The 6186-nt window shown below is 48.4% G+C and carries 3 protein-coding genes; 1 reads left to right on the forward strand and 2 read right to left on the reverse strand.

The features are described 5' to 3' along the window. Positions 1-3 precede the first annotated feature (3 nt). A complete protein-coding gene (locus KJB29_RS05405; RefSeq protein WP_215733704.1) occupies positions 4-1224 on the reverse strand; it encodes a glycosyltransferase in 1221 nt (406 codons plus the stop codon). Between the two features lie 88 nt (positions 1225-1312). Then, positions 1313-2281 (reverse strand): PEP-CTERM sorting domain-containing protein, encoded by a 969-nt coding sequence (locus KJB29_RS05410; protein WP_215733705.1) that lies wholly within the window; start codon positions 2279-2281, stop codon positions 1313-1315. A gap of 612 nt (positions 2282-2893) precedes the next feature. Between KJB29_RS05410 and KJB29_RS05415 the strand changes: the two genes are divergently transcribed. After that, positions 2894-6186 (forward strand): SdrD B-like domain-containing protein (locus KJB29_RS05415; RefSeq protein ID WP_281412905.1); only part of this gene is annotated, 3293 nt, incomplete at its 3' end.

Raw genomic sequence — 6186 nt, forward strand, 5'->3', positions numbered from 1 at the left:
ACCCTATGAAATACTGTCAATGAGAATTTGGGCGCTTGTGGATGCAGCATTATAAGATTTCAGGACAGCTTGAATTTTTTGGGCATTTTTTCGGAACGAATGATCAGACAGTACTTGTTTAACCGTTTCAGCAAGCAATGATGGCTTTTTCAAAAATTGTTTTAACTCAAGTGACTTCCCAAATCCCATTGCCTCAACACGTCGCATATTGAATTTTTGATCAGGTATGGTTGGAATGCCGATCACTGGCTTGCCGTGAGAAAGAGCCTGGTAGATGGTGCCATTGCCTCCATGACAAATTACAACGTCACTACGCTCCATGATCAGATCGCCATCGAGGTAACTTTCCACATAAACCTTTCCTGGCATCGGCTTGAGCTCTGATGATTGGCCACCAGTGGTTACAATTGACGAAAAAAAAGATGTAGCGAGACTTGGGCCAAGTTTTGAAAAGAATTCGGAAACTCCCGTTGTGCCCATTGTCACATAAACCAGCGGCGATGAAGAAATATCAAGCGGCCACCATGCCGGGGGAGCAAGAACACTTTTCCAGGTCAATGGCCCCACATAATGATAAGCAGCCGGCAGATTACGCGATGGGAAATACTCCGGAATATCCGCAAGGAGTGTTATATCATTTCCAGTAAGGCAATTTGTCGCCGTAACAGTTCGGTTTGTGTTCAATTCCCGGCTTAACCTCTTGAATACCCTCATAACATTGTCAAACAGCTTCATTTCAAGAACAAGATTCAGCCGGACCAATGCTTCCCAGAGCATTGCATCGCGACGAATCAGCCAGGGGGGAATCCAATCAAAAAAAGGCACATAGGGGAGTGCTCGGTACTCCGTTGATGAAACATTCACAATAGCAGCGTGCCTGACCTTGGTCAAATGGGTAGACAAGGGCGCACTAAACCTGCCGTCTGAAAGCACCAAGTCGGGTTTCAAGGACCTAATTACCTCTATATCTGCAGTCAGCATTTGCAACAACTCGGCATCTTCAATAAATCGAAGCTTACCGGAACGAATGTTACCAAAAAGCATCTCAGGATCAGGTTCATAAATGGGGACCACATCGAAGCCCTGCTGCAAGACAAATGAAACCTTGGGGCTCTCGCCGGCAAAAACTACCTCATGGCCCATCCTTCGTAACTCAAGAGCGACTGCCAGAACTCGGCTGAGATGAGACAGTGTATGAGTATAGGGGAAGGCAAGAATTTGCATAATTAAAGTTTATCATAGCACATAAATAGAAAATAAAAAGGGCTCTCGGTTGAGAGCCCTTTTTATTCCATAGAAACTGAAAAAAATGTTATTTTTTCGCCCTACGGCGCATGAAACCACCTGCAAGCAGAAGCCCAAGCCCAGTTAAAGCGAAAGTCGACGGTTCGGGAACAGCGGCAATTTGAAAACTGTTGTTGCCGTCAGCCTGGAAAATGATATCAGGGCCATTGATACCGTTCACTGCGCCGAGTGCAGGAACAACGTTAGCCCCTGCGGATACGTCCCAGAACAGCCTGGACGGATCAGCTTGCAGGAAGGGGAGGTTGTTTGATGTATTGAAATTAAGGGACATAATAATAAAGTCCAAATTAAGAGGATTGGTAATAACAACCTCATCCTTATTGATCTGATCTACTGCGATAGTGACAGCGGTGGATCCTGTACCATAAATGGTTTGTTGGCCCGCCCAATCATCAGCTAAATTCTGATCAAGGAGACCAGTGTTGGCTTCGGTGCTAAAATTGCTCCGAGTAACGCTTACAACCCTGCCCGACAGAAATTCATTGCCGTCATTAAAGCCAGTTCCAGCGAGGTCACTGGCATTAATGGCAGATTTATAGAACTTTACATAATTGGGCAAAGTAGGGTCGAAGAAGAAACTGGCATTTGCTGGCACCGGACCCGCAAGGGCACTTGTATACCCTCTTTCACCGAACGCAATCATTGCCGTTATTTCATACGTCGAATTCAAGCCGGAACCAAGAATAGGTTTATTGGTTGCGTTATTATAGTTACCCAGTATTGCCTGATAATAAAGATTAAAATGTGTCTGCAAGGCAGGATTTACTGCAGGGTCGGTAGCAGGATTTCCAGTACCATCCGTTATTGCAAGCGGTACAGCATTTACACCTAGGGCGTTACCCACGGACCAATCAAGTTGAGCAACCGGTTGACCTACCCCCGCAAAATCGATGGTTGTCGTCGCCGCGAATGCATTCCCTGCCGCGCAGGTAGCAAACAATGCTGCTGTGATGGTCATTTTCTTTACGGTTTTCATCTTTCTCCTCCTCTCCTTTACTAACGTTATAATATTAACGACAATTCTCGCCGTCACAACCACCCCACCTACCCCCTCCTTTCTATTAGCCTCTTCATTTACATCGCTTGGTATCAAATATGAGCAATTACTATGCCACAATAAATTCCCCATAAATATCAAGAGTTACCCAATTTAGCCGCTTCATCTCCCCTGAAAGTGTAAATTGTGCCGACAAATCGCTTGAACAATTTTACACAACCCTTTGATGACGAGAACGGATGTATTTTAGATACAAATCCATTCACATTTATCTCGCCATTGCTAGCGACACCGACAGATTGGACATACTGAGGTCACCCCACCCAGCATTTATTTTAATCAACCCCCCAATGTATTTAGAACCCGTCGCACTGTTGGATATTTTTACACTCTCTTTATCTCCTAAAAAATTTGTCATAATAATCGCTTACTTGCAAAAGGTTTAAAAATTGCATAAGCAGTTTAACGATTTCTCTAATTAATTATCGTACTCAATCAAATTTATTAATCTTTCACAGAAAGGAGGCGACTTAGCCCATCAGAAAAACAGTATCCGTTTAATGTTCAAAATTTAAACGAAAGGAGAGGATTATGCGAAAACGCGCATACTATTATTGTTTACTAACCATTCTATTGTTATGTTTTAGCACTATTCAAACGTACGCTGCGTCTGGCACGTTGCAATTCAAGGACACCAGACTTGGCAACATCACAGTGTCAGTATTTGATTGGTCGCCGGATAACGGTCTGGCGGTAGGGGTCGTACCATTACCGACTTCGCCTGCTTCATCTGATTTCAATCTGCTTCTGCATAGTTTCCTTACAAATTTTAAAGGACCCAATGGAATAATAGCAGGAAGCGGATTGAATGCTGATTATGAAATTACTGTTGTTATGGGTGCTACCCAAACAGGATTTACCGATTCGAGCACCATTCCTGTTAATACAAATTTCAGATTAAGTTCTAATCAGACAATAAATTATTTCAAAGTATATTACGATACAAAATTAAATTCTAACTCATTAACTGGTCAAGGATACAACGACGGCATCCTTATAATGAGTGGAACCATCAGCAATGACAATGGCAATTTTTCTATTACAACTAACGCTACAGTTCCTTTGGATAATTTTTTGAACAATAATTATCCTACTGTGACCACTTTACAAGGCGGCGGTGGCTATGCAGCTTCTGTAAAAATTGATTTTTACAACCCAGAATTTATTACTTTCACATCTCCGAATGCACGGTTATCTTTCGCCACAAATACCAATGAAGTAACCCCTTTCAATCAAGCCGACCCATCTGCTGCTTTTTATAATGGAACTGGCTTTCAAACCCCAGTCCGGGGTGCCGGCAACGTTAATGGCATGCCAGCAACACAAGGCAAGGCTGATTTCCAGTTCCAGGCTGACGCTAACAGTAGTATCCAGTACGAGGCCTGCACCGGCTCTATCGGTGACATCGTCTGGCACGACCTGAACCGGAATGGCATCCAGGATTCCGGCGAACCAGGCATAGACGGAGTGCCGGTCAGTCTCTACATGGCCTCCGATAACAGCCTCATCACCACGACAACCACTGGTGTCGGCCCATTAAACCAGCATGGCTATTACCAGTTCACCGGTCTGTGCGCCGGCGACTACAAGGTTGTTGTTGATGAGACAAAACTGCCGGCGGGATTTACTCCAACGGCTTCGAATGTAGGGGCAGACCGGACAATCGACAGTAACGGCAGCCCCGCTCTCGTCACGCTTCCCACCGACTCCAGTTCCGATCAGACCATCGATTTCGGCTATGTCTCAGCCTGTACCGGCGCCATTGGGGACTATATCTGGTTGGACAAAAACCGTGATGGCATTCAGAACGACGGTCCGACCGCCGGCATTAATGGCGTAACAATTAGGCTCTATAACGACACGCTTACGACAGTGCTGGCAACAACGACAAGTGGTCCTAACGGTTATTACCAGTTCTCAGGACTCTGCGCCGGAACATATCAAGTGGTTGTCGATGAAACCACTCTGCCATCGGGACTGCTTCAGACAGACTCCCTACAAGGCACTGACCGCGCCCTTGACAGCAACGGCAGCCCCGCTTCCGTGACGCTACCGACTGACTCCAGTTCAGATCAGACCATCGACTTTGGTTATGTCGCCCGCTGCACCGGCTCAATCGGAGATTATGTCTGGCTGGACCAGAACTTCAACAGTCTCCAGGATGTCGGCGAACCGGGGATCGAAGGTGTAACCATCATTCTTCGCAAGGCATCAGACAACAGCCTCATTACCACGACGACAACCGGCCCCAATGGTTTCTACCAGTTTAACGCCCTCTGTGCAGGCGACTATCTGGTCGAATCCGTACCTCCTCCCGGCTTGAGTCGTGTACCGCTCTGCAGCACTGATCAAACGATCGGAAACGACAGTAATTGCTCGCCAGCGCCGGTAACACTGGCCGCTGACAACTCCTCTAACCAGACCATTGATTTCGGCTTTGAAAGTGCCTGCACCGGAACCATCGGTGATTTTGTCTGGGATGATAAAAACACCAATGGCATCCAGGACGCTGGAGAGCCGGGCATCAATGGCGTGACCCTTAATCTAAGGAAAGTTTCAGACAATAGCATCGTCGCCACCACAACCACAACCGGCAACGGATATTATCAGTTCAGTGGATTCTGCGCTGGTAGTTACAAAGTCGAGGTTATTACTCCGACAGGCTACATGCCGACCCCATCATGCAGCACTGACCAGACGATCGCTAATGATAGCAATTGCAATCCAGCACCTGTTGATCTTCCTGCTAATTTTAGTTCCAACCAGACTATAGACTTTGGTTTCATCAAACTTGCCTCCATCGGCGACTTCGTCTGGAACGATATGAACCGAGACGGCATACAGGATGCCGGCGAACCGGGCATACCGAACGCAAAGGTTGATCTGTACAACTGCGACACCGGCGCGCTGATCGCGACCACCTTCACCGATGCTAGCGGCATGTACCTCTTCAGCGACCTTAAGCCGGGCAACTACTCCCTCCTGTTCTCGCTCGCTGCCGGTTATACCGATTTCAGCCCACTGAATCAGGGCAGCGATCCTACGAAAGACAGCGACGCCAACCCGTTATTCGGGCCGAGCTACGGCAGGACCGTCTGCACAGCCCTCACCTCGGGTGAGAACGACATGACGTGGGATGCGGGTATGTTCAAGGTCGCTCCTGATCTCATGATCAAGAAGTACACCAACGGCGATGACGCCGACTTGCCGACGGGCCCGAAGGTTCTCGTGGGCAGTACCGTGACGTGGACCTACGTGGTCACCAACACGGGCAACGTGGGTCTTACCAATGTTAAAGTCACCGACGACAAGGTTGGTCCGATCTGCACCATCGCCTCCCTGGCGGTCGGTTCTTCCCAGACCTGCACAAAGACCGGGATCGCCATTGAAGGGCAGTACGCCAACACAGGCTGTGCCGAAGCAGGTTTCTGTTCACAAGTCGGCTGTGTCCAGATCACCAAATGCGACCCGAGCCACTATTTCGGCGTTAAACCGAGCATCGACATCCGCAAGCAGGCTGAGGGGCCGGATTCCCGCACCTTCCCGGCTGGCTCCAACGTCGACTTCCTGATCGTGGTGACCAACACCAGTGACGTGCCGATGACCAACGTGGCGGTTACCGACGCCCAGGTCCCCGGCTGCGCCAAGACCATCGGAAACCTGGCCGCCGGTGCCAGCACTTCCTACACCTGCACCGCGTTCAACGTCATGAACAGCTTCACCAACACCGCATGCGTGTCCGGCTCGGCCGACGGCACCACGGTGACCGACTGCGACGACTCTTCCGTCAAGATCCCGAAGATCGACATCCGCAAGCAGGCCGA

Origin of the sequence: Geobacter grbiciae, from assembly GCF_018531165.1 — a bacterium.
GTDB lineage: Bacteria > Desulfobacterota > Desulfuromonadia > Geobacterales > Geobacteraceae > Geobacter > Geobacter metallireducens.